This window comes from Leisingera sp. M527, assembly GCF_025141525.1.
In the GTDB taxonomy this organism is placed as follows: Bacteria; Pseudomonadota; Alphaproteobacteria; order Rhodobacterales; family Rhodobacteraceae; genus Leisingera.
This window is the reverse complement of the sequence record NZ_CP081037.1, coordinates 640,432-661,720: the sequence shown is the minus strand read 5'-3', so window position 1 is coordinate 661,720 and position 21,289 is coordinate 640,432. Positions and strand designations below refer to the sequence as shown.

General features: G+C 63.0%; 27 protein-coding genes. 12 read left to right on the top strand and 15 right to left on the bottom strand.

Translation table 11 applies throughout. The features are described from left to right. Positions 1 to 2 precede the first annotated feature (2 nt). The 5 genes from K3555_RS03375 to K3555_RS03355 form a co-directional block, all read right to left on the bottom strand. Positions 3 to 1,457, bottom strand: a complete 1,455-nt coding sequence (locus K3555_RS03375; RefSeq protein ID WP_260007389.1) for an efflux RND transporter periplasmic adaptor subunit — start codon at positions 1,455 to 1,457, stop codon at positions 3 to 5. 127 nt (positions 1,458 to 1,584) lie between these two features. Further along, entirely contained in the window at positions 1,585 to 2,127 is a 543-nt protein-coding gene (gene moaB, locus K3555_RS03370) for a molybdenum cofactor biosynthesis protein B (protein WP_259990077.1), read from the bottom strand. Between the two features lies 1 nt (position 2,128). Further along, the gene (locus K3555_RS03365; protein WP_260007388.1) at positions 2,129 to 2,749 is read right to left on the bottom strand and encodes a LysE family translocator; all 621 of its coding nucleotides are present in this window, start codon (positions 2,747 to 2,749) and stop codon (positions 2,129 to 2,131) included. Then, positions 2,746 to 3,345: a metallophosphoesterase family protein gene (locus K3555_RS03360; RefSeq protein WP_259994715.1), complete on the bottom strand. Its 600-nt coding sequence runs from the start codon at positions 3,343 to 3,345 to the stop codon at positions 2,746 to 2,748. The genes K3555_RS03365 and K3555_RS03360 overlap by 4 nt, the downstream gene beginning before the upstream one ends. Before the next feature lie 15 nt (positions 3,346 to 3,360). Then, on the bottom strand, positions 3,361 to 4,125 hold the full coding sequence (locus K3555_RS03355) for a uracil-DNA glycosylase family protein (protein WP_259994716.1): 765 nt from the start codon (positions 4,123 to 4,125) through the stop codon (positions 3,361 to 3,363). Positions 4,126 to 4,331: 206 nt separating this feature from the next. On the opposite strand from K3555_RS03355, the gene K3555_RS03350 reads away from it, so the two are divergent. From K3555_RS03350 to K3555_RS03325, 6 genes are read left to right on the top strand one after another with little or no spacing between them, the layout of a single operon-like run. Further along, the gene (locus K3555_RS03350) at positions 4,332 to 5,282 is read left to right on the top strand and encodes an aspartate carbamoyltransferase catalytic subunit (RefSeq protein WP_260007387.1); all 951 of its coding nucleotides are present in this window, start codon (positions 4,332 to 4,334) and stop codon (positions 5,280 to 5,282) included. A gap of 4 nt (positions 5,283 to 5,286) precedes the next feature. Further along, positions 5,287 to 5,820, top strand: coding sequence for a hypothetical protein (locus K3555_RS03345; protein WP_259990068.1), 534 nt, complete (start codon positions 5,287 to 5,289; stop codon positions 5,818 to 5,820). Continuing rightward, positions 5,820 to 6,203, top strand: a complete 384-nt coding sequence (locus tag K3555_RS03340) for a hypothetical protein (protein ID WP_260007386.1) — start codon at positions 5,820 to 5,822, stop codon at positions 6,201 to 6,203. The genes K3555_RS03345 and K3555_RS03340 overlap by 1 nt, the downstream gene beginning before the upstream one ends. Further along, on the top strand, positions 6,200 to 7,510 hold the full coding sequence (pyrC, locus tag K3555_RS03335) for a dihydroorotase (protein ID WP_260007385.1): 1,311 nt from the start codon (positions 6,200 to 6,202) through the stop codon (positions 7,508 to 7,510). Before K3555_RS03340 ends, pyrC begins: the two co-directional genes overlap by 4 nt. Further along, the gene (gene plsY / locus K3555_RS03330) at positions 7,510 to 8,115 is read left to right on the top strand and encodes a glycerol-3-phosphate 1-O-acyltransferase PlsY (RefSeq protein WP_260007384.1); all 606 of its coding nucleotides are present in this window, start codon (positions 7,510 to 7,512) and stop codon (positions 8,113 to 8,115) included. The genes pyrC and plsY overlap by 1 nt, the downstream gene beginning before the upstream one ends. Beyond that, positions 8,112 to 8,384: a hypothetical protein gene (locus tag K3555_RS03325; RefSeq protein WP_260007383.1), complete on the top strand. Its 273-nt coding sequence runs from the start codon at positions 8,112 to 8,114 to the stop codon at positions 8,382 to 8,384. Before plsY ends, K3555_RS03325 begins: the two co-directional genes overlap by 4 nt. Here K3555_RS03325 and K3555_RS03320 read toward each other — a convergent pair. Next, positions 8,374 to 8,724, bottom strand: a complete 351-nt coding sequence (locus tag K3555_RS03320; protein ID WP_259990058.1) for a hypothetical protein — start codon at positions 8,722 to 8,724, stop codon at positions 8,374 to 8,376. The genes K3555_RS03325 and K3555_RS03320 overlap by 11 nt on opposite strands. A gap of 240 nt (positions 8,725 to 8,964) precedes the next feature. Between K3555_RS03320 and K3555_RS03315 the strand changes: the two genes are divergently transcribed. From K3555_RS03315 to K3555_RS03305, 3 genes are all read left to right on the top strand, one after another. Further along, the gene (locus tag K3555_RS03315) at positions 8,965 to 9,438 is read left to right on the top strand and encodes a YHS domain-containing (seleno)protein (protein ID WP_129369814.1); all 474 of its coding nucleotides are present in this window, start codon (positions 8,965 to 8,967) and stop codon (positions 9,436 to 9,438) included. 123 nt (positions 9,439 to 9,561) lie between these two features. Further along, entirely contained in the window at positions 9,562 to 10,098 is a 537-nt protein-coding gene (locus tag K3555_RS03310; RefSeq protein WP_260007382.1) for a GbsR/MarR family transcriptional regulator, read from the top strand. A 184-nt stretch (positions 10,099 to 10,282) separates the two neighbouring features. Then, entirely contained in the window at positions 10,283 to 11,104 is an 822-nt protein-coding gene (locus tag K3555_RS03305) for a fatty acid desaturase (protein WP_260007381.1), read from the top strand. Here the strand turns inward: K3555_RS03305 and K3555_RS03300 are convergent. The 5 genes from K3555_RS03300 to K3555_RS03280 all read right to left on the bottom strand — a co-directional run bounded on the left by K3555_RS03300 (position 11,101) and on the right by K3555_RS03280 (position 15,579). Then, positions 11,101 to 11,811 carry a GGDEF domain-containing protein gene (locus tag K3555_RS03300; protein WP_260007380.1) on the bottom strand — a complete coding sequence of 237 codons (711 nt, stop codon included), beginning with the start codon at positions 11,809 to 11,811 and terminating at the stop codon, positions 11,101 to 11,103. The two genes, K3555_RS03305 and K3555_RS03300, sit on opposite strands and share 4 nt — an antisense overlap. A gap of 101 nt (positions 11,812 to 11,912) precedes the next feature. Further along, entirely contained in the window at positions 11,913 to 13,283 is a 1,371-nt protein-coding gene (locus K3555_RS03295; protein WP_260007379.1) for a glutamate--cysteine ligase, read from the bottom strand. Between the two features lie 65 nt (positions 13,284 to 13,348). After that, positions 13,349 to 13,876, bottom strand: coding sequence for a hypothetical protein (locus K3555_RS03290; RefSeq protein ID WP_259994725.1), 528 nt, complete (start codon positions 13,874 to 13,876; stop codon positions 13,349 to 13,351). Continuing rightward, positions 13,873 to 14,853 (bottom strand): hypothetical protein, encoded by a 981-nt coding sequence (locus tag K3555_RS03285; protein WP_260007376.1) that lies wholly within the window; start codon positions 14,851 to 14,853, stop codon positions 13,873 to 13,875. Before K3555_RS03285 ends, K3555_RS03290 begins: the two co-directional genes overlap by 4 nt. Further along, positions 14,854 to 15,579 carry a 16S rRNA (uracil(1498)-N(3))-methyltransferase gene (locus K3555_RS03280; RefSeq protein WP_260007375.1) on the bottom strand — a complete coding sequence of 242 codons (726 nt, stop codon included), beginning with the start codon at positions 15,577 to 15,579 and terminating at the stop codon, positions 14,854 to 14,856. 12 nt (positions 15,580 to 15,591) lie between these two features. Between K3555_RS03280 and ubiA the strand changes: the two genes are divergently transcribed. From ubiA to K3555_RS03265, 3 genes are read left to right on the top strand one after another with little or no spacing between them, the layout of a single operon-like run. Further along, positions 15,592 to 16,554 carry a 4-hydroxybenzoate octaprenyltransferase gene (gene ubiA, locus K3555_RS03275; RefSeq protein ID WP_259994728.1) on the top strand — a complete coding sequence of 321 codons (963 nt, stop codon included), beginning with the start codon at positions 15,592 to 15,594 and terminating at the stop codon, positions 16,552 to 16,554. Positions 16,555 to 16,614: 60 nt separating this feature from the next. Next, positions 16,615 to 18,504 carry an OmpA family protein gene (locus tag K3555_RS03270; RefSeq protein ID WP_260007373.1) on the top strand — a complete coding sequence of 630 codons (1,890 nt, stop codon included), beginning with the start codon at positions 16,615 to 16,617 and terminating at the stop codon, positions 18,502 to 18,504. Beyond that, a complete protein-coding gene (locus tag K3555_RS03265) occupies positions 18,504 to 18,818 on the top strand; it encodes a hypothetical protein (RefSeq protein WP_129369806.1) in 315 nt (104 codons plus the stop codon). The genes K3555_RS03270 and K3555_RS03265 overlap by 1 nt, the downstream gene beginning before the upstream one ends. A 341-nt stretch (positions 18,819 to 19,159) precedes the next feature. Here the strand turns inward: K3555_RS03265 and K3555_RS03260 are convergent, their stop codons facing one another. The 4 genes from K3555_RS03260 to K3555_RS03245 form a co-directional block, all read right to left on the bottom strand. After that, positions 19,160 to 19,606: a molybdenum cofactor biosynthesis protein MoaE gene (locus tag K3555_RS03260; protein ID WP_260007372.1), complete on the bottom strand. Its 447-nt coding sequence runs from the start codon at positions 19,604 to 19,606 to the stop codon at positions 19,160 to 19,162. A 4-nt stretch (positions 19,607 to 19,610) separates the two neighbouring features. Next, positions 19,611 to 19,856, bottom strand: a complete 246-nt coding sequence (moaD, locus tag K3555_RS03255) for a molybdopterin converting factor subunit 1 (RefSeq protein ID WP_129369804.1) — start codon at positions 19,854 to 19,856, stop codon at positions 19,611 to 19,613. Then, on the bottom strand, positions 19,856 to 20,527 hold the full coding sequence (gene pgsA / locus K3555_RS03250; RefSeq protein ID WP_259994732.1) for a CDP-diacylglycerol--glycerol-3-phosphate 3-phosphatidyltransferase: 672 nt from the start codon (positions 20,525 to 20,527) through the stop codon (positions 19,856 to 19,858). The genes moaD and pgsA overlap by 1 nt, the downstream gene beginning before the upstream one ends. A gap of 129 nt (positions 20,528 to 20,656) precedes the next feature. Next, positions 20,657 to 21,268 (bottom strand): DUF922 domain-containing Zn-dependent protease, encoded by a 612-nt coding sequence (locus K3555_RS03245; protein WP_259994734.1) that lies wholly within the window; start codon positions 21,266 to 21,268, stop codon positions 20,657 to 20,659. Positions 21,269 to 21,289: the final 21 nt, after the last annotated feature.

Below are 21,289 nucleotides of genomic sequence, written 5' to 3'. Positions count from 1 at the left end.
CCTCAGCCCCCCATCCGGGATTCAATCCGGGTCACCAGCCTGACGGGCACCCTGGCCTCGGCCAGTTGCTGCAGCATCTGTTCTTTCATTGCGGAAGGCATCACGCTGCTGCCCTCGACAAACGCCACAAGCCTGGCCCGGCGTTCGTCGGTCAGCTCGATTAATTGCGGAAGCGCCTGCACCCCGGCACCCTGGCGCAGCGGGCGCACTTTAATGCCAGCGCCCAAAAGCGGCGTGCGCCCGGTCACGATCTCGCGGCCTTCCAGTCCCGAACCGCGGATCAGCACGTCATCGCCCTGACGGCGGACCAGTTCGACGGCCAATGACTCCAGCCGGTCCTCAGCCCCCAGCACAAGGACCGAGCCATCCGTGCCCAGCGCCGAGGCCGGAACTCGGGCCACCGCCGCGACCTCAGGCTCGGTCACTTTTACGGTGACAAAATCGCCAGGTTCAAACCCCGGCGCAGCCTGCAGCCGGGCATATACCAACCGCCCGGTCTGCCCGTCGCCGGCAGCCCCGCTGGCGCGGGAAATCTGCCCGGCGGCACTTAACCCTGCACCGGCGGCATCCAGCGACACCCGCACCGGCGCGCGCAGCAGATGGCCGCCGGCATCAAGCAGCCGGGCATATTGCGCAGTGGAAACCCGGAACGCTGCCTCCAGCAGATCCGGATCAACCAAATCCGCCAGTTTTTCATTGGCCGAGACCAGCCGCCCCTGCACCAGGTTAACCGCCTGCAAAGTCCCGTCAAAACCCGCCATGATCGTGGTATCGTCCAGCTCGCGCTGCGCTTCGTCCAGCGCGATCTGCGCCCGGGCCACGCGGGTGGCAGCCTGATCCACACGCGCCTCTGCCTGGCTGACGGCCTGGCGGCGCGAGATCACCGCCTGGCGCGCCTGCACCGCCGCAAGCTCGGCTGTTTCCACCGTTGCGGCGGTGCCAACACCGCGCTGCTGCAGATCCACTTGCCGCTGAAACGCCCGTTCGCGCAGCTGCGCCTGGTCCTGGGTGGCCTGCAATTCGTCCTGCGCCAGGATCAGCGCCCGGGTGGCATCGCGTTCCTCGGCGCGGGCATCCATCATGTCGGCCTCGGCCCGGTCCAGTGCGGCCTGCGCATCCGCCGGATCGATCTGCACCAGCACCTCACCGGCGCGGACCGCGCCGCCGTCCTCGAAATCCTCAGAGAGGTGCACAACCCGGCCCGCCACCGCTGTGCGCAGCTCCAGTGCGCGGCGGCTTTCCACCCGGCCAAAGGCCGTCAGCTCCGGCGCCACGGTCTGCAGATCCGCTGTCACCACATTGACCGCAAACACCCGCTCACGCACTGGCGGTGTTTTTTTCTCCGCATTCAGCTGTGCGTCAATCGCACTGAAAACCAGCTGCCCGGCATAAAGCAGCAACGCTGCCGTTAAGGCCGCCAGGAAAACCCCAGTCACACTCTGACGCAAAAAGCGCATGTCTCTCCCTTCCGGTGCGGATGCTGCCGGGACCGCCGATGCGGCCAGCCAAAGCGCAAATGCTTTGTGCCCGCTTGGAAATATACGATTTTCCGCACAGGTTTACGAGGTTACACGCCGTGCGGGGCTACTTCCGGCGCAGATGTTCTTCCAATCTGGGCATGATTTCCACGAAATTGCAGGGCCGGTGACGGTAATCAAGCTGTTTTGACAGGATTTCATCCCAGCCGTCCTTGCAGGCGCCAGGGCTGCCGGGCAGTGCAAACAGATATGTGCCGCCCGCAACGCCGCCGGTGGCGCGCGACTGCACCGCGCTGGTACCGATTTTCTGCATCGAGACATGGGTGAAGACGGTGCCAAAGGCCTCGATCTCCTTTTCATAGACATCCCGGTGCGCTTCCACCGTCACGTCGCGGCCCGTCAGGCCGGTACCGCCGGTGGAGATCACCACATCCACTTCCCGGTCGGCGATCCAGGCGCGCAGCTGCGCGGCAATTTCGGCGCGCTCGTCAGGAATGATCTTGCGCCCGGCAAGGGTATGGCCCGCGTCCCGCAACCGGTCCACCAGAACCTGGCCAGAGCGGTCATCCTCCATTTTGCGGCTATCCGACACCGTCAGCACCGCAATGCGGACCGGGATGAAATCCATGCTTTCGTCAATCCGGGACATTTCACGCCCTCTCCATAATCGCCAGCCGCACGGCCAGCCCTGCAAAAATTCCGGCCGAAACCCGGCTCAGCCAGCGCGCGAACACCGGCGAACCGGTCAGCCGCTGCCCGGCCTGGCCGGCAAAAACGCCAATCAGCCCGTTGATAAAGAAACCACCCACGGCCAGGATCAACCCGAAGACCAGGAACTGCACCAGCACCGGGCCGGCCTCGGGTTTCACAAATTGCGGCACAAAGGCCAGCGCGAACAGGATCACCTTGGGATTGGTCAGATTGACCAGCAGCCCGCTGCGAAAAGCGCCGTCCCCGCGCTGCTGCGGCAGCGCATCCGGCGCCGGTCCGCGGCGCAAAGCATCCCAGGCCAGATACAGCAGATAGACCACACCCGCCCAGCGGATCAGATCAAACAGCGCAGGTATCGCGGAAACCACCGCCCCCAGCCCCAGCCCCGCCAAGGACACATGCACCATGCTGCCCGCGGATATCCCGGCACTTGCCGCCACCGCCGCCCCGCGCCCCGAGCGCAGCCCCTGGCCAAGGCAGAACATCATGTCCGCGCCCGGTGTCAGATTCAGCGCCAGCGCTGCCGGGATGAACGCGAGCAAAGTTACCGCATCAATCAAGGCTGCACCTCAAACCAGCTCACCAAAGGGCCCAGATTGGCCACCTGCGTCCTGCCTATGCTGCCGCGAAAGCCCCAGCAATCATGCACATGGCCGCAGAGCAGCAATTGCGGCTGGATCCGCTCCGCCGCTGCCCGGACCGCCATGGAGCCGACGGACAGCCCGCCCGAGGTCACGTCCCCCAGCCCCTTGGGCGGTGAATGGGAGACCAGAATATCCGCGTGATCACAGGCAGCCAGCATCGCTGCCGCCTGAACTTCGCTCAGGTCGCAGGACCAGCTGCCAAAGGGTGTTTCAGGCACGCCATAGCCGAGGCCGAACAGACGCAGCCCCTCAAAATCAATTCCCTCGCCATGCAGCACTGTTGTGCCGGGAAACCCCGCAGCACGCAACTCACCAGCGCTTTCACCATTGCCGGGCACCGCCACCATCGGCGCCTTCAACCCAGCCAGCATCGCCACGGCCCGGTCCAGTCCCTGGCGCATATTGCAAAAATCACCTGCACCAATCACCAGATCAGCACCTGCGCTGGCCGCCACGATTTCCACCGCGTGGCTGCTTGAAAGATGCAGATCTGAAAACGCGAGAATCTTCATGAGGCTCCTCCTCCGTCAGGACAGGGCGCCCAGCCGTGCCTTCAGCTCAAGAAGATCACCCCAGGCCTGCCGCTTCTGCTGCGGCTTGCGCAGCAGATAGGCTGGGTGGAACATCGGCAGCACCGGCTTGCCCCAGGCCTGATCCCATTGCCCGCGCAGCCGGGTAATGCCGCGTTTGCCCAGCACTGCCTGACAGCTGATATTGCCCATCAAGACCAGAATATCCGGCTCTGCCAGCGCCACATGCCGCTCCAGGAACGGGGTCAGCATTGCGATTTCCACTGGCAGCGGATCGCGGTTCTGCGGCGGCCGCCAGGGCAGCACATTGGTGATATAGACGCTCTCGGCACGTGACAGGCCGATGGCCTCCAGCATCTTGTCCAGAAGCTGACCGGCACGGCCCGCAAACGGTTTGCCCTGCAGATCCTCATCCCGGTCCGGTGCCTCTCCGATGATCATCACCCGCGCGCCGGCCTGCCCGTCCGAGAACACCAGATTACGCGCGCCGCGTTTCAGGTCGCAATGGCTGAAACCCTCCAAGGCATCGCGCAAGGCCGGCAGGGATGCCACCCTCTTGGCGGCCTTCTGTGCCACATCAACAGGGTCCGCGTCCTTAGGCTTGGGCGGCGGCGCAGGGGCTGCACCCGGTTTCGGCTTCGGCGCAGCCTGCTCCAGCGCATAGCGGTCCACTGGCGCGTCGCAAAGCGCCTCGGTTGCGCCAAGCTCCGCCTGCCACTCCAACAGCGCCCGGGCGCTCCAGTAATCCAATGCCGATTCCATTCGCTCAAGCTACTCTGCCCGCAGCCCAAGCGGAACACCTCTCCGCGGCCATCTTGCAAATTCAAGTGTTTCATCTTTTCAGAAGTACTCCGGGGAGCGCGACGGGCCGGCCCCTCGCCTGCGCACCGCCTGCCGCCGCCGCAACGCCTTGCCGCACGCGTGCACCCCGCCTATAAGAACCCGCAAATCAAGCGGAGCTGCCCCATATGTCCTTCGAACACCGCCACCTGCTTGGCATCGAACCGCTGACACCGCATGAGATCACCGAGATTCTTGATCTTGCCGATGAATATGTTGCCCTGAACCGCCGGCCGGAGAAGCATTCCGACGTGCTGGCGGGGCTTACTCAGATCAACATGTTCTTCGAGAATTCCACCCGGACCCAAGCGAGTTTCGAGCTGGCAGGCAAGCGCCTGGGCGCTGATGTTATGAATATGGCGATGCAGGCCTCCTCGATCAAAAAGGGCGAGACCCTGATCGACACTGCGATGACACTGAACGCCATGCATCCGGACCTTCTGGTGGTGCGGCATCCGCATTCCGGCGCGGTGGATCTCTTGGCGCAGAAGGTGAATTGCGCGGTGCTGAATGCCGGCGACGGCAAACACGAGCATCCAACCCAGGCGCTGCTGGACGCGCTGACCATCCGCCGTTCCAAAGGCCGGCTGCACCGGCTGAACATCGCGATCTGCGGCGACATTGCCCATTCCCGCGTCGCCCGCTCGAACCTGATCCTGCTGGGCAAGATGGAAAACCGCATCCGCCTCATTGGCCCGCCGACTCTGGTGCCCGGCCAGTTCGCCGAATTCGGCGCCGAGATCTATGACGACATGCGCGAAGGCCTGAAGGACGTAGACGTGGTGATGATGCTGCGGCTGCAGAAAGAGCGCATGGACGGCGGCTTTATCCCGTCGGAGCGCGAATATTATCACCGCTACGGCCTTGACGCCGACAAGCTGGCGCAGGCCAAACCCGACGCCATCATCATGCATCCCGGCCCGATGAACCGCGGAGTTGAGATCGACGGCACTCTGGCCGACGACATCAACCGCTCGGTCATTCAGGAGCAGGTCGAGATGGGGGTCGCGGTGCGGATGGCGGCGATGGACCTGCTGGCCCGCAACCTGCGCGCCGAACGCCAGGCGAAGGCGGGCTGAACAGGTGGAGGGCGTGATCCATATCCCCGCCGGAGAGCGCGGCGTGATCCGGCTGTTTACACTCGATATGCGGCCTGAGCAGGCGGCATTCCTGAAGGAACCCGGCGCGCTGGCGCAGGTGCTGGGGATTGAGGCGCTGGACATGGATCAGGTGGAGATCTTCCCGGTCACCGACCTGGAAGACATCGGCCTGACCGGTTACCTGACCGAAGGCTGCGGTGTGCCGCGGGCGCAGGTCGAGGAAGACCGCGGGATGCTGGACGCGCTGGATGGCCATGTGCTGCTGATCCGCTCGCGCGCCTTTGACGGCGCCGAAACCCGGCTGACCCCGGCAGAGCAGATCACCCTGGTGGGTACATACGGTGAGCGGCAGACCAATTGGAGCGCCCCGCCCGCAACCGCCGAAAGCGCCAAGCCCTATTCCGCCCCCAAACTTTCCCCGCGGCAAGCGCGCACGCAGGCCCGGCGCATCGGCGCTGCTCTGTTTGCCGTGGTGATGCTGCTGACCGCACTGCTTGTCTGGGCATTGATGGGTTGATGGCAGAGACCGATTTCAAACCGGACCGCAGCGCCTATGTCCGCGCTCACGCCTGGATGGCAGCGATTGGCATGGGCGGCGCAATGGCGGTTCTGTGGTTCCTGGGAAGCCCGCATATCTGGACCGGCGCTGTTGGCGGGCTGGCCGCCATCGCCCTGCGCGGCTGGTATATGGCAAGCGAGGAGCTGGCGGTGGTCTGGACCCTGACGGATACGGCCCTCACCGGCCCAGCAGAACGCAACATCCCGCTGACCCAAATCGAAGCTGTCAAAACCATGGGCAGCTATGTGCAGGTGATCACCAGGACCGGCGACAAACACCTGATCAAATACCAGGCCAACCCGGCTGCAACGCTTCACGCAATTGAAAGAGCCAAGGCATGACCACTCTCTTCACCAACGCCCGCCTGATTGATCCTGAGGCAGGCACCGATGCGCCTGGCGCGGTACTGGTGCAGAACGGGCGGATCGCGGCAATTGAAAAGAACGCTGCCGATCCTGACCGGTTGCTGCGCGCGCACAACATCAGGCCGGAGGATGCGGTCCGTCAGGACTGCGGCGGCAAATGCCTGGCGCCGGGCATCGTCGACATCGGCGTCAAGGTCTGCGAGCCGGGCGAGCGGCACAAGGAAAGTTACAAGTCTGCGGGCCTTGCGGCGGCGGCAGGCGGCGTCACCACCATCGTCACCCGCCCTGACACGACACCTGCCATCGACAGCCCGGAAACACTGGAATTCGTCACCCGCCGCGCCCAGGCGGATACGCCAGTGAACGTGCTGCCGATGGCGGCGCTGACCAAAGGGCGCGCAGGGCGTGAAATGACCGAGATCGGCTTCCTGATGGATGCCGGCGCGGTGGCGTTTTCCGATTGCGACCATGTGACCGGCAATACCAAGGTCTTTCAGCGCGCGCTGACCTATGCCCGCTCCTGCGGCGCCTTGGTCATTGCCCACCCGCAAGAACCAGTGCTGAGCGCCGGAGCGGCTGCGACCTCCGGCAAGTTCGCCGCGCTTTATGGCCTGCCAGCCGTGTCGCCAATGGCCGAGCGGATGGGGTTGGACCGCGATATTGCGCTGCTGGAAATGACCGGTGCCACGTATCACGCCGACCAGATCACCACAGCCCGCGCCCTTCCCGCGCTGGAGCGCGCCAAGGCCAACGGTCTGGATATCACTGCGGGTACTTCGATCCACCACCTGACCCTGAATGAGCTGGACGTGGCCGGTTACCGCAGCTTTTTCAAGGTGAAGCCGCCGCTGCGCTCCGAAGACGACCGGCTGGCTGTTGTTGAGGCTGTGCGGACCGGGCTGATCGATATCATCTCCTCGATGCACACGCCGCAGGACGAAGAAAGCAAACGGCTGCCGTTTGAAGAAGCCGCCGCCGGTGCCGTGGCGCTGGAAACCCTGCTGCCCGCAGCGCTGCGGTTGTATCATGCCGAACTGCTGGACCTGCCCACCCTGTTCCGCGCAATGTCGCTGAACCCGGCTAAGCGGCTGGGGCTGGACAGCGGCCGCCTGGCCAAGGGCGCGCCTGCGGACTTGGTCTTGTTCGATCCGGACGTGCCGTTTGTGCTGGACCGTTTCAAACTGCGCTCGAAATCGCAGAACACGCCATTTGACACCCAGCGGATGCAGGGGCGGGTTGAGGCCACATATGTCGCGGGTGAGCCCGTCTACCGGAGGGACTGATGCCTGTTCTGGAAAGCTCTGCTGCCGTAATGATCCTTTGGGCGGCGATTGGCTGCGGCCTGGGGTCGGTTCCCTTTGGCATGGTCGTCACCCGTCTGTTCGGGCTGGGCAACCTGCGTGAAATCGGCTCCGGCAATATCGGCACCACCAACGTTTTGCGCACCGGCAGCAAAGCCGCCGCGGCACTGACACTGATCCTGGATGGCGGCAAGGGCGCGGCGGCGGTGCTGCTGGCCCGCTCCCTGGCCGGCGAGGATGCGGCGCAAGCGGCAGGGCTGATGGCCTTTTTGGGCCATTGCTTCCCGGTCTGGCTGGGTTTCAAGGGCGGCAAAGGGGTTGCCACCTTCCTGGGCCTGATGCTGGCACTGGCCTGGCCGGTGGGCATTGCCTGCTGCCTGACCTGGCTGGCGGCAGCGGCAGCCAGCCGGATATCCTCGATGGGGGCGCTGGTCTCGGCAGCCTCAGGCGCTGTTTGGGCATTGGTGCTGGGCTATCAGCAGGCTGCAGTTCTGGCGGCGTTGCTGGCGGCAGTGGTTTTCATCCGCCATTCGGCCAATATCGCGCGCTTGCGTGCAGGCACCGAGCCGCGGATCGGCCAGAAGTGAGCCATGGCTGGCCGGACGCGTTTCTGACCGCTTTTGATGCGCTGCCGCTGGGTGCCTTTAACGGTTCTGCGGCTGGGCGGCACTACGCAGTAACCCGCCAGGATCTGGCCGGCGGCAAGGCTCAGAAGCTGGTAGCCCATGAACGCGGCGGCAGGGATTACATCAGCCTCAACCTGTACCGGCTGGCTATTGGCGCGCAGTTGAAGCCCTGCGAAATGCCCAAGGAAAAAGTGATCCGCTTTGTGCTAACGCTTCAGGTCACGGAATAAGCCGCTCCAGCGCACGGCCATTGCCCCAGGTGCCGTGCAGCTCGCCGCTGGGCATCCGCACATAGACCACCGGATGAGTCTGGCCCCAATTCACCCATATCACATCGCCATTGCGCGAACCGCTGCCGGAATAGGATTGCCCGGCAATCTTCCACTGCATGTCCACGGTCCCGCCATTGTCCTGAATCTGCACGGTTCCGGAATAAGCGCTGCCGTCGGGATTGCGCCCTTCGGCCCGGTAAACACCACTGACGTTTTGCGCGCTGGCCGGGGCCGCGAAGAGAGCAAAAGCCGTCAGCCCGCTCAGAACCGCGCGGCGGCTGGGTAATCCACGTGTCATTGTTGTCTCCATTTTGTCTGCGGCCACTTTGCCTGGCAGCGGCGGTGCTGTCACCCGTTCTGCGCATGAATGCACAGAGGGCCACCGTCTGATGCACATTCAAATTGAGTTGTTTTGAACGTGATCGCCCGGCGTTCCACATCAGTGCCGTGACCCGCAGCATACCGCGGCACGTATTATGGAACACCAGCCGGGCGCAAATTCGCTGCAGTCCCGGCCGGTATTGAAAGGACGGGATCCATGAACAAAGTAAAAGCTCTGGTGAGCGGTGTGGCGCTTTCGGTTGCTCTGGCGACTTCTGCTATGGCTGCCGGTGTAGAACTCAACGCCTCCTCAACCGGCCTTGCGCTGCAGGGGTACGACCCGGTTGCGTATTTCACCGTTGGGGAACCGACCCCGGGCAACTGGAAGATCACCGCGCTCCACAATGACGCGATGTACCGGTTCGCCTCGGAAGAAAACAAAGCTGAATTTGAAAAGAACCCGGAAGCCTACCTGCCGGCCTACGGCGGCTACTGCGCCTTTGGCGCCGCCATGGGCTTTAAGTTCGACGGCGATCCGACGCTTTGGAAAATCGTCGACGACAAGCTGTATTTGAACCTCGCCAAAGACATTCAGACCCGCTGGGAAGGCGACATCCCCGGTTTCATCGAGAAGGCCGATGTGAACTGGGAAGATATCGAAGACAAAGATCCGGCGGCATTGCAGCAGTAACCGGTAATCCACCACTCACAAGCGAACAGCCGGCGGCGGGGCAACCTGCCGCCGGTTTTCTTTGACTTGACACGACTCAGGTTTTTCAATTTTCTGTCATTACAGAAATTTCAGGACACTGTGATGAAGCTGACCCCCGCAATGCAGAACTTTATCCTTCACTGGGGCGAGATGGGTTCCCGCTGGGGGGTGAACCGGTCGGTGGCGCAGATCCACGCGCTGCTGCATATCGCAACAAATCCGATGACGGCGGATGAGATTTGCGAGGTTCTGGGGCTGGCCCGGTCCAATGTCTCCAACGGGCTGAAAGAGTTGCAGGCGCAGGGGCTGGTCAAGGTCAGCCGCCAGCTGGGCGACCGGCGTGATCATTTCACCTCGATCCGCGACATGTTCGACCTGGTCGACGCGGTGATTGCCGCGCGGCGCGAGCGCGAGTTTGCCCCCACTCTTCGGGCGCTGGCCGACGTGATGAAAGAGGCCGAGGCCGACAGCACCCCCAAGGCGGTCAAGGACCGGATGGGCGAGACCCTGCGGGTGATGCGGATGTTTGACGACTGGTACGCGGATTTCTCCCGCCTGCCCCGGTCGGTGCATCTGGCTGTGCTGAAACTGGGCGCCAAGGTGGCGCGTTTCCTGCCCGGTGTGAAGAAACAGGAGTAAATGCGGGCTGAAAACGCTCCCGGTCAAAAAAACTGCGAGGTGATTTCTCTAATGACAGGAATATCTGCAACCAACGGCGTCAAAGCTCTGCCCGCTGTGAACCCGCCTGACGCACTGGACACCTTGTGCGCAGCACCTTTTGTTGCCGCGTCCTTCCAATTTCACACCGGCAAAGGAGGCTGCCATGCGCCCGCCTGTTTCCCGTGAAGCCGCCCCGCGCACTGTCATCTGGCAGGATCTGCTGCCGGTCACCCGCCGCCAGCGCTGGGGAGAGCTGACCCTGCCGCTGCCCTGGCTGGGGCTGTCCTGGGGGCTGTATGCCTCCGCTCTTTGGCCATTGGGTGCCGGGGCCAGTTTTATGTTCTTCCTCTGCGCGCTACGGCTGAACCATGAGGCGATCCACGGCAATCTTGGCCTGCAGCGGCGCGGAGACATTGCGGTTCTGCATATCCTCAGCGCGCTGATGTGCGGCTGCAACTGCTCGGTTGCGTGGAGCCATATGCAGCATCACCGCCACGCGATGGGTCCAGGTGATATCGAGGGGCATTGCGGGCATATGAGCGTCGGCGAAGTGCTGCGCTACGGGCCGCGCTTTCCGTTTGACCTGATCCGCGCCTGCTGGGCACAGGGCGGCAAAAAATGGCGGCAGCGGATACTGCGGGACGGGATCTGCGTTGCGACGCTGGCCGGGCTGATTCTGTGGAGCGGACAGCAGTTTCTGCTGCTGCATCTGGCCGCAATGGGCGCGGCTCAATGCATGACCGCGTTTTTTGCAGTGTGGATCACCCATCAAGGCACAGGAAACTCGGACCTGGCAGCCCGCAGCCAGCGCGGAATGCTGGCCAAGGCCGCCTATCTGATGCTTTTTCACCGTGAACACCACCTGTTTCCGAAAGTGCCCGTCAGCCGCCTGCCTGAACTGGCTGCACGGCTGGACACCCAAGTGCCCGGCTACGCCGCAAGCCGCCTGCCAGTGGTGCCCTGGCTGGACCCGTGGAGCCGTTAATACCGTCCTGCCGACTTCACCTGGTTCCGGCCGCCGTGCTTGGCTGCATAAAGCGCTTCATCAGCCTCGCGCAGCACCGCCTCGACCGTCCGGCTGCCGTCGTGATAGCCAAGCCCGATAGATACCGAGCACAGAAGGCGTTCCGCTCCAACAGGCAGGGCCTGCGCACCAATGGCTTGGCGGATCTCCTCGGCCTTTTGCATTGCGGTCATCAGAGAAACATCCGGCAAGCACGCAACAAATTCCTCGCCGCCAAAGCGGGCCGCGATTCCGCCGGGCTGAACTCCCTTTTTCAACACTCCCGCCACAAACCGGATAACCTCGTCGCCGGCCTGATGCCCATGTGTGTCATTGATCAGTTTGAAGCGGTCGATATCCGCCAGCAGAAAGCTGCCCTGGAAATCATTGCCCAGCCCGGCGATCAGCCGGAAGAAGTGATCGCGGCTGTACAGCGACGTCATCTGGTCATGCGCCGCCAGATTCAGCAGCTTCTCATTCAGAATGTGGATTTCAAGCAGCCGGCATGCCGCCCAGTATGAGGCAACAGGTGCGATAATCAGCGGCGCCAGCGTCGAAGGCACCAAGGCAGCCCGGCTTAGCCCATCAGGCGCAGTCAGACCGGTCACTATCCAGGACACGGCCAGGGAAACAACAGTCACACAGGCAACAAAGAACCATTTCTGGCCGCTATTTCTTATTGCCAGCATGAAGTCCCTGAAACTATCCCCAAGGATCATTCTGGTGCAAATTTTTGCCGAAAGACAATGTATCTAAAGTATAGGCGGCCCGCCGGGGCCGCCTGTGCAGATCAATAGGCAAACTCGCCGTAGATACGGCTGAGATCACCCTCCCAGGCACCGTTGTAGCGTGCCAGCAGCTCATCCGCCGGGACTTTGCCGCTGTCGAGGCTGTCTTTCAGCGCGTTCAGGAAATGCGTCTCATCCGGCACCAGCCCGCCCGCGCCGGGCTTCTGCCGGGCTTTCAGGCCGCTTTCCGAGATGGCGACTACTTCGCGGGCCAATTCATGCATGTCGATGCCGCCCACCTTGGCCTGCAGCCCCTGTTCCGAAGCCGCCACACGCAGGGCATCACGGGTTTCCGCGTCCCAGCCCTTGACCAGATCCCAAGCGGCGTCCAGCGCCGATTGGTCATAGGTGAGGCCGACCCAGAAGGCGGGCAGCGCACACAGACGCCGCCACGGACCGCCATCGGCGCCGCGCATTTCGATGAATTTCTTCACCCGCGCCTCCGGGAAAACGGTGGTGAGGTGGTCAGCCCAGTCGCTGAGCGTCGGGGTCTCGCCAGGCAGCGCCGGCAGCTCCCCTTTCAGGAAGTCGCGGAACGACATGCCCAGCGCATTCACATATTCGCCGTTGCGGTACACAAAATACATCGGCACATCGAGCGCATATTGCACCCAGGCCTCGAAGCCGAAGCCCTCGTCAAACACAAACGGCAGCATCCCGGTGCGGTCGGCGTCCAGATCGCGCCAGACGCGGGCACGCCAGGACTTATGGCCGTTGGGTTTGCCATCGAGGAACGGTGAATTGGCAAACAGCGCGGTTGCCACCGGCTGCAACGCCAGTGCAACACGCATCTTCTGCACCATGTCAGCCTCGGATTCGAAATCGAGGTTCACCTGCACGGTGCAGGTGCGGCGCATCATGGTGGTGCCCATGGTGCCGACCTTTTGCATATAGCCGTCCATCAGCTTGTAACGGCCCTTGGGCATCAGCGGCATGTCCTCATGGCGCCACACAGGGGCGGCGCCCAGACCGATAAAACCGACACCGATCTTGTCGGCAATGTCCTTCACGTCGCGCAGGTGGGCGTTCACCTCGTCGCAGGTCTCGTGGATGGTTTCCAGCGGGGCGCCGGAAAGTTCCAGCTGCCCGCCCGGCTCCAGCGAGATATTGGCGCCGTCCTTGGTCAGGCCGATCAGGTTATCGCCTTCGGTCAAGGGTGCCCAGCCGTGGCCGTCGCGCAGGCCGGTCAGCACCGCAAGGATCGAGCGTTCGCCCTCATAGGGCAGCGGCTTCAGCGTATCTTTGCAGAAGCCGAACTTCTCATGCTCGGTGCCGATGCGCCAGTCTTCCTTGGGCTTGCAGCCGTCGGCAAGATATTCGGCAAGCTGTTCGTGGCGTTCGATCGGTCCGCCGCCGGACTGGGGAATGGACATGCCTGGCACTCCGTCCTGTTAGGTCTGTCATGAAGGGTCAGTCGTGGGCGGAATCACCGCCGGTGTCAATGCAGGCGCTGATGTTCCGGCCGGCTGGAGGCGCGCTCCCAGATCACGACCTGGTGAGGGCCGCGGCGGCGCAGCTCGGTCAGCATCCGTTCGGTTTTAAGCCCCGGCAACGCGGCAAAGACGTCAAACAGCGCCTCGTAACCTTCGGCATTCACCGGAATTGCCAGCGGCGGCTGGCCGGGCTGTTCCAGCAGCCAATGCGGCGGTTTGGAGGATTGATCCAGCGCCAGCCGCTCCAGTTCGGAAGCCGCCACGGCACCGCCGGTGAGCGGCCCGAAATAGGCGATCTGCCCTTCGTCCACCTGCACCACGCCGGGTCCACTGGTGCCGCGCCGGAAGCGCATCCGCTGCGCGCCGATGACAGCCGTCGCCAGACCGGTGGCCACAAAGGCCCAGCCGGTGATCGCGGTGAAACCAGCTTCGGAGAAGGCCCATTTCAGCCCCAGCAGGAACATCAGTACCGCAGCAAGGACCTCGCGCCATTGCCAAAGAGCGGCGCGGGCTTCGGGGCGGATGAAACTCATCTCGATATCCTTTTGCCTTGCCGGAGGTGTGCCAGAAACACCCGGATTCTTCGACGCCTGACCCGCATCTTTCGTGGCTTGCCCGGATTTCTAGCGTATATGGTAAAGTATGTAAGCCCGATGAAGAAAATCAGCAGGGAGTTAACCTCTTGGGCAGGAACAGTGCCGTGGGTCAGGAACTGGCGCAGCTCCTGCCGGTCCAGCCCGAACAAAAGCGGCCGGGAAATCTCCATCTCCCGAAAGTCCTTTGACACCAGAAACATTGCGGACTGGCGGGTTTTTACAAACTTTCCAACGCGGTGAATGTCTACCGCAGATAGAATGCCGTCTTCGCGCATGATAAAGTTGCGCGGAGCAAAATCGGGATGACCCGGCGCTTTCAGCACTGGCTTTCCTGCCAGCCCACCCAGCATGTCAAGCAAAGCGCTGCCGAGTTCTACCAGCAACCCGGCATCGCGGTGTTGAACGCGGTTTTGCAAAATCCGGTTGATCTCGGCAGCGAGTCCGTCTGTGTTCAGCCCGGTTTGAGCGAAGTCCCCTTGTTCTGCCCAATGCTGCCAATCGCAACAGCGCTTGATCAACTGCCTGCGGTTGACGTCCGGTTTTTCTAGCAGCTTGTCAACCGGCGTCCCGCCTTCAAAGCTCGCGATTACCAGCCCGAGATGCCCAGAAGTGGCCAAAAGTTCATTGAAGGAAAACGCCGGATGCGGTCCAAGCGAGGCAAGTCTGTCCAGTGCCTCCGCGGTCTGACCGACAAAAGCGCGCCGGCTTTCCAACTCCCAGAACTTTTTGACGACCACCGCACGGGCTTCCCGCTCGCCCCGAAAAACAGATGCCTCGGGAGAAATTCTGAGGGCCGAACCCAAAAGCGTCTGCTGGCGAGGCCACCTCAAATTTGCCTGACGCTGCACCCGCGTCAACTGCCGCTCTGCGTCTTCCGGCCGCTTTGGCGCAAAGAACCGCTTGAAATCATTCATTTACCAGTCTCCCAGCACCTGTTGCCAGAGGGTCATCGCCGCCACTGCCGCCGTGTCGGCCCGCAGGATGCGGGGCCCAAGGCTGACCACATGGGACTGCGGCAGCGCGTGCAGACGTTTACGCTCCGTGTCCGAGAAACCGCCCTCGGGGCCGATCAGAATGGCCCAGGGCGCGCCCTTTTGCGTCTCTGCCGCCAGTTGCAGCGCGTTGCCTGCCTCGGCCTCGTCGCAGAACATCAGCTGCCGCCCGGCGGACCATTGATCCAGCAGGCGCGAGAGCTTTTGCAGCTCCGCCACCTCCGGCACATAGGTGCCGCCGCATTGTTCCGCCGCCTCGACCGCATGGGCCTGCAGCCGGTCTTGGCGGATGCGCTCGGAATTGGTGAAATCCGTCTGCACCGGCAGGATACGGGCGGCGCCCATTTCAGCCGCCTTCTCGACGATGAAATCTGTGCGTGCCTTCTTGATCGGTGCAAACATCAGCCACAGATCCGGCGGCATTTGCAGCGGCTTGGCCTGCTCGCGGCACACAAGCGTGCCGCCGCGCTTTCCGGCCTCGGCTACTACGGCCAGCCACTCGCCATCCTGGCCGTTGAACAGCGCCACAGCGGCCCCTGCCGCCTGCCGCATCACCCCGAACAGGTAATGCGCCTGATCACGATCCAAGGGAAGTGATTGCCCTGCGCCCAAAGGGTGCTCTACATACAGTCTGATTTTTGCACTCATGGGGTCCTACATATGCAAGGCCAGAAGCCAGCGCCAGAGGGTCAGGTTGCGGATGCGGTCCGTGGAAACTGGGTCGACACCTATGCGCCGGAGTGGACGCGGCCCTATTTGCGGCTGTCCCGCGCCGACCGGCCGATCGGCACATGGCTGCTGCTGATCCCCTGCTGGTGGGGGCTGGCGCTGGCAATCCTGTCGGACCAGAGCCCGCGCTGGCAGGACCTGTGGATCGCTGCGGGATGTGCCGGAGGCGCCTGGCTGATGCGCGGCGCAGGCTGCACCTGGAACGACATCACCGACCGCAATTTCGACGGCCAGGTAGAGCGCACCCGCTCGCGGCCCATCCCCTCGGGGCAGGTCACGGTCAAGGGGGCGCTGGTTTGGATGGGGCTGCAATGCCTGGCGGGCCTGTTGATCCTTTTGACCTTCAACCAGGCGGCCATTGCCATGGGCATCCTGTCGCTGCTGCCGGTGGCGGTCTACCCTTTTGCCAAACGGTTCACCTGGTGGCCGCAGGTGTTTTTGGGGCTCGCCTTCAACTGGGGCGCCATGCTGGCCTGGGTGGCGCATACCGGCACCCTCGGCTGGCCGCCGGTACTTCTGTATCTGGCGGGCATTGCCTGGACGCTGTTTTATGACACCATCTATGCCCATCAGGACACCGAGGATGACGCGCTGATCGGTGTGAAATCCACCGCCCGGCTGTTCGGCACGCAAACACCAATGTGGCTGCGCCGCTTCATCGTGGCCTTTGTCAGCCTGATGGCGCTGGCGGTGATCCTGGCAGTGCAGGACAGCGCATCGGTGCTGGCGCTGGTGCTGGCGCTGGCAGCCCCTTGGGCGATGGGCTGGCACCTGACCTGGCAACTGCGCGCCTTTGACGCGGAAAACACGCAAAGACTCTTGCAGTTGTTCCGTCTCAACCGTGATACCGGCCTGATTCCGCTGATCTTCTTTGTGCTGGCCATGTTCGCGTGATTGAACCGCAGCCGCGCGCAGGGTAAGAGCCTGTAACGCAAACTGGGAAAATGCCGCCATATGCGCCTGTCTAAGCTGTTGATCCCGGGCCTGGCCTTTGCCGCTGCTGCCGGGCTGAGCCTTGTTGCCGCCGGATTTGCCGTCACCGCAGTGGAACGGAGCACAGAAACGGCTGTGCGCCGGGCGCTGGATGACGGCGGTTACACCTGGGCTGAAGTAACCTCCGACGGTTTGCAGGTGCTGCTCGAAGGCACTGCTCCGGATGAGGCGACGCGGTTCTCGGTCAAATCGCTGGCCGGCACGGTTGTCGATGCGGCGCGAATCCTTGATGGCATGGATGTGCCGCCCGCCGATGGCCTGGCACCGCCGCGGTTCTCGGCGGAAATTCTGCGTAATGACAGCGGCATCTCGATTATCGGACTGATCCCCGCGGGCACAGGGCGCACAGCTCTGGTTAAACAGCTTGAGGCGCTGGCAGGCGACGAGAATGTGGCCGATCTGCTGGAAACAGCGAAATACACAATCCCTGACGGTTGGCAGGAGTCGATGCACTTCGCAGTCGAAGCGCTGAAGCTGCTGCCACGCGCGAAAATCTCGGTGGCGACGGGGGATGTCTCGATCACCGCCATTTCCGACAGCGAAGAGGCCAAGGCGCAGCTGGAAGAGCAGCTTGGCCGCAAGGCCCCGCCTGGCATGCGGCTGGCGCTTGATATCGCGGCACCGCGCCCGGTGATCACCCCCTTTACCCTGCGCTTACTGCTGGGACCGGACGGCGCAGAATTCGATGCCTGCTCCGCCGAAAGCGAGGAAAGCCGCAACCGTATTCTGGCCGCCGCCCGCAAGGCCGGGCTGCAGGATGAGGCGGATTGCGTGATTGGTATGGGGGTGCCCTCCCCCAACTGGGCCCGCGCGGCGGAACTGAGCATTGCAAGCCTGGCCGAACTTGGCGGCGGGACGGTGACCATTGCCAATGCGGATATCACGCTGGCCGCCGCAGAAGGTACCGAAAGCGCGCTGTTTGACCATGTGGCAGGCGAGCTGGAAAACGCCCTGCCCCGGGTCTTTGCCCTGCATGCGGTCCTGCCAGTGCCCGAAACCCGGGACGCCGGCGGCATCCCTGAATTCACCGCGACCCTCAGCCCCGAGGGTCAAGTGCAGTTGCGCGGGCGCCTTACAGATGCGGCGCAGCGCACGGTGGCGGACAGCTATGCCAAGGCGCGGTTCGGGTCGGACAACGTGCACACTGCAGCCCGTGTTGTCGCCGATCTGCCTGCCGATTGGCCGGTACGGGTGCTGGCAGCGCTGGAAGCGCTCTCCTATCTGCAGCGCGGCGCGGTTACGGTAACCCCCGGCAATCTGGAGCTGCGCGGCATGAGCTACCGCAAGGACGCCCCGGCTGAGATTGCCCGCTTCCTTTCTGCCAAACTGGGCGAGGCCGACACTTACGGCCTCGACATCACCTATGAAAAGCCGCCCGAACCCAAGGACAAGCCGCTGCCGCCGGAACTGTGCGAGGCGCAGCTTGCCAGCGCCCAAAGCGAGGCCAAGATTGCCTTTGAACCCGGTTCGGCCACCATCGCGGCACAAAGCACAGGAACCATGGACCGGATCGCCGGTGTTCTGGGCCGCTGCGGACCGGTGCGGCTGGAAATTCAGGGCCATACCGACAGCCAGGGCCGCGAGGCGATGAACCAGAACCTAAGCCAGGCGCGCGCGCAATCGGTGCTGAACGAGCTGCGGGCGCGCCGGGTGGTCACTTCCACCTTTGCCGCCAAGGGCTATGGCGAAAGCGAGCCGATTGCCGACAACGCAACGGAAGACGGCCGCGAATCCAACCGTCGCATTGAATTCAAGTTGATCCGCCCCGCGGCCGTGGAAGACGCCGCTGATACGGGCAACGGCGAAGAGGCCGCCGAAAGCGCAGAAGACGCACAGGAGACCACAGAGTAATGAACAGGACAGAGTTCATCATCACCACCGCGATCATCCTGTTCGCGGCCTTTGCCCTGGGCTGGTTCGCCAATTGGCTGGTGCACCGTTTCACCCGGGTGCGGCAAAGCGATGTGGCCGACCTCGACCGGATGAGCCAGGAGCTGCATGAGGCCGAAGAAACCCGCGACCAGGCGATCACCTATTTGCAGCAGCGCGAGGCCGAGCTAACCAACCAGCTGACCCAGACCGAGGCCGAGCTGCGGGCAACAATGGATGGCCTGCGCGAGGCCCGCCGCGAAGCCGAAGAGCTGCGCAACCAGATCCCGCATTGAGGTCGAGGCAGCGGGGCACTCCCGCGCCTGCAGCCCGCGCTGGCTGCGCCAGCACCGTCTGAACAGCCTTGGGCGTAGCGCCGTGCTGACGCACGGAGGTTGCCTTGCTGCTAAATAGGCCAGAACGGGCAAGTCTGCCCTCCAAGCCTTGTCTGATGTTATTTGAAGCCGACGTATCCAGGCGAAGCCGTTCGGGGCTCGCGGGGCCTGCCGCCCCTGTGACCCGGCGCCATTTGCAACCGGGCTGCGCCGCGCAAGGCGCGGTGCCGGGCCCAACAGGCGGAAATCATCTCCTGATGATTGAACACCTGGCGGGAGCCGCCCCCGCCCAGGTTCGCAGATCACCAGCGTTTCAGCGCATCCTCGTCGGCATCTTTGGCCGCCACCCAGTCCGAGCCGCCGCTGGTCAGGATTTCCCTTTTCCAAAACGGCGCGCGGGACTTCAGATAGTCCATCAGGTATTCCGCCGCCTCAAACGCATCCTTGCGGTGGCGGGCGGCGGTTGCGACCATCATGATGCGCTCGCCAGGTTCAAGGCGGCCATGGCGATGGATGACCAGTGCATCCGCCAGCGACCAGCGTCTCACGGCCTCTTCCGCGATAGCCGTCAGCGCCTTTTCGGTCATGCCCGGGTAATATTCGATCTCCATTGCCTGCAACCGGCCCTGATCGGCATCGCGCACCACGCCGGTAAAGGTCACCACAGCGCCGGCACCCTCGGCGCCGGCCGCAAAGGCGTCGCTTTCGGCCCCCAGTTCAAACGGTGCTTCCTGAACCGAGATCCGCACAGCTTCAGCCCCCCGTCATCGGCGGGAAAAAAGCAACTTCGCGCACGCCAGTCAGCGGCGCATCGAAATCAGACAGCTCCTGATCCAAGGCAACACGCAAGGCAGAGAGATCGGCAAAGGCAGCGGCATAGCGGTCTTCGCGGGCGCGCAGCTCCTCAACCAGATCCGCAACGGTGGCTGCCGAAGTCTCCACCCGCTCGCGCGGCAGGCCGATGCGTTCACGCACCCAGGCGAAATAGAGAATATCCATCAATGAGCCTCCTTCAGATGCGGCAGCGCCTTGCGCAAGTAATCAGCGCCAGTGATCAGGGTGAGCGCTGCCGCAATCCACAACAGCCAGAGGCCAAGCCGCCCGGTCCAGATCACACCAGCCTCTTTCCAGCGCAGCCCGAACAGATCTTCCAACTCGCCGGCGATGATCTGGGAGTAGATCTGATCATCCATGCCGAATGAGGACATCACCAAATAATGTTCGAAGATGCCTTGCGAAAACAGCGTAGCGATGGCGATCATCTGCGCGGTGGTCTTCCACTTTGCCAGCTTGGTCACCTTCAGCGTGCCGGCCGTGTCGCCCAGATATTCGCGCAAGCCCGAGACAAACACCTCGCGGAACAGGATCACCGTGGCCGGCAGCACCAGCCAGGGGGTCCAGTGTTCAGCAGCATAACCCACCAGGATCATCAGCGCGATCACCACCATCGCCTTGTCGGCAATCGGGTCCAGCATCGCGCCCATCTTGGTTTCCTGCTTCCAGGCCCGTGCCAGGTAGCCGTCAAACCAGTCGGTCACTGCCGCCGTGACAAACAGCAGCAGCGCAAACCAGTCCGCATAGGGACGGGAGAAATACAGAAACATCACGGCCAGGCCAGGCGCTGCGACGAGCCGCATCAGGGTGAGGATATTCGGCAGAGTCCACTTCATGCCGCGCACATTATCCGGCTGTTTCGCAAGAGGAAAGCGGGCTTGATCAAAATTCGGCGATGGCCGGGCCGGGATAGGCCGCAACAACCGGCGGCACCTGCCCTCCGACGCACGCGGGCCGTGCTCCGCTCACCCTATGGACGTGTCCAGCAGCGCGCCCTTGGTTTCGCCGTGATGGGTGGAATGGTCAAACTTCCGGTGCAGTTCGTTCAACCGGTCGCGATCGATGAAGATATGGTTGTTGATTTCCCGCATCAGATCTTCTTTGGCCATCTTCAGCGCGTCCGCCTCGGTATCCGCCAGCCCGGTTCCCCTCAGCTTGTTCAGCTCCTTGGCGATTTTCTCGCATTCCTTCTTGGCCTTATCCACATGCTGCGCCTCATGCACCAGACAGCACGCATAGAACCGGTACCATTCAACCAGCGCCCGCGGCGACAGCCCGCTGACTGACCGTTTCGGGCAGCGGATAGACGGGTTCAGGACCAGCTTCAGCGCTGAGACTTTGGCCTTCACCTCAAACCAGCCGGTCTTCTTTTCGATCTTGGGTTTGCCGTCCGCCACATACTTGCCTTTGGCAGTCAGGCACTCCAGCTCGGTGGTGGTTAAAAACGCCACCTTCTTATTGTCATTCGGATCCTTCGGCCCCTTGCTTTTGATGCTTTTGGCTATGTCGGGCAGAGTTTTGCCGGACACGGAATAGGTGTCGTAGACAACAGATTTCATGGTCAGGGATACGGGCATAATTCCTCCGGGCAGTAAAAA